The 1,817-nt window shown below is 71.9% G+C and carries 1 protein-coding gene; it reads right to left on the bottom strand.

What is annotated here, in order from left to right; translation table 11 throughout:
• A partial coding sequence (locus tag HMPREF0975_RS02775; RefSeq protein WP_009232605.1) for a (Fe-S)-binding protein occupies positions 1 to 1,817 on the bottom strand: 1,817 nt, incomplete at both ends.

The raw sequence follows: 1,817 nt of genomic DNA, 5'->3' as shown, positions 1-1,817 counted from the left end.
CCGGCCCGCCCGCGGCCTGCGGCGGCTGGGGGCGCAGCCGGCCCTCGCGCACGAGGCGGCCCAGCAGCTGGGTGTAGTGGAGGACCTCGTAGCGGCCCCCGATCTGCGGGTACTCCCGCGAGATCGTGTTGAAGCAGTGCGCGCAGGTCACCACGATCCTCTGCGCCCCGACCTCGCCCAGGGTCTCCACGTTCTGCGCGGCGAGCATCTGGTAGAGGATCTCATTGCCGGCACGCCGGGCCGGGTCACCCGTGCAGGTCTCGGCGTCGCCGAGCACCGCGAAGCTCACCCCGGCGGTGTGCAGCAGCTCGGCCACCGCCCGCGTCGTCTTCTTGGCGCGGTCCTCGTAGGCGCCCGCGCAGCCCACCCAGAACAGGTAATCGACGTCCGCGGCGCTCTCGACGTCGTCGCCGATGACCGGCACTTCGAAGTCCAGGTTCTTGGCCCAGTCCATGCGCTTGCGCGCCGGCAGCCCCCACGGGTTCCCCTTGGACTCCAGCTTGCGGAACATGCCGCCGAGCTCCTTGGGGAAGGCCGACTCCATGAGCACCTGCTGACGGCGCACGTCGACGACGTGGTCGAGGTGCTCGATGTCCACCGGGCACTGGTCCACGCAGGCCCCGCAGGTGGTGCACGACCACAGGACGTCGGCGGGGATGACCTCCCCGGCCAAGGGGGCGGGCCGCGTGGCCACACCCGTCTCGGTGGGGGCCGCCTTGGCCTCCAGCAGCGCGCCGAGCACGTCGCCGGTGTGGGCGGTGCCCGGCTCCAGGCCCAGGTTGGTCTCGCGCGCCAGGCCGTCGTGCATGCCCAGCACCCTGCCGACTATCCCGCCGGAGGTGGGACGAGAGGCCACCATCTCCTCGGTGACGTCGTCGGGCTCGACGCCCAGGGCGCCGGCAGCCCGCAGGTAGGGGGCGGCCGCGGCATGGTGGTCGCGCAGCGCCATGACGAACAGCTTGGGCGACAGAGGCTTGCCGGTGTTCCACGCCGGGCACAGGTCCTGGCAGCGGCCGCACTCGGTGCATGTGGAGAAGTCCAGCAGGCCCTTCCAGGTGAAGTCTTCGATGCGGCCTACGCCCAACTTGACCTCGGGCCCCTCGCCGGAGTCGGCGGCCTCCATGGCCTCCTCCAGCGTGTCCATGGTGGCCTCGGTCAGGGGCTCGTCGCCGATCATGAGCGGCTGGAGCGGGCCCAGGGCCTTGGAGCCGTCCACCTCGCGGCGCGCGTAGACGTTGAGGATCGCCAGGAACCGGTGCCAGGCCACGCCCATCGAGGGCTGGAGGCCCACGACGACGAACCAGCTCATCGAGAGCACCACCTTGATGGTGGCGACAATGAGGATCGCGTTGCCCAGGGCGCCGGTGCTCAGGGGGGCGAGGAGGGGACCGGCCCAGGCCGTCAGCGGGAAGTGCCACCAGGAGGCCAGTGCGTGCTCGGACGGGTCGGGGGAGGCGGCCAGGTGGGCGTGCTCGAGCATCCGCAGCGCCAGTACGCAGGCGACCACGCCGATGATCGTGGCCTCCACGAACTTCGCCTGGGCCGACGTCGACCCGGCGAAGCGCGAGGTGCGCGGACGCTTGCCGCCGTCGGAGTCTGGGGCGTAGGGCGGGGCCGCTCGCCCGGCCCGGGTCAGGCGCCAGCGCAGGATCGTCAGGCCCACGATCCCGGCCGTGGACAGCCAGGCGATGAGCTCGACGATCCAGGCCCACCAGGCAGCGTGCCCGATGAGGGGCAGGGCGAAGTCGGGACCGCCCAGGACCTGCCCGTAACCGGCCACGAGCGTGAGGAACAGCAGTGGGAAGGAGACCATGACC

Origin of the sequence: Actinomyces sp. oral taxon 849 str. F0330, assembly GCF_000239715.1 — a bacterium.
Taxonomy (GTDB): Bacteria; Actinomycetota; Actinomycetes; order Actinomycetales; family Actinomycetaceae; genus Actinomyces; species Actinomyces johnsonii.
The sequence above is the reverse complement of the archived record's forward strand: the minus strand, read 5'-3'. Positions and strand labels throughout refer to the sequence as shown.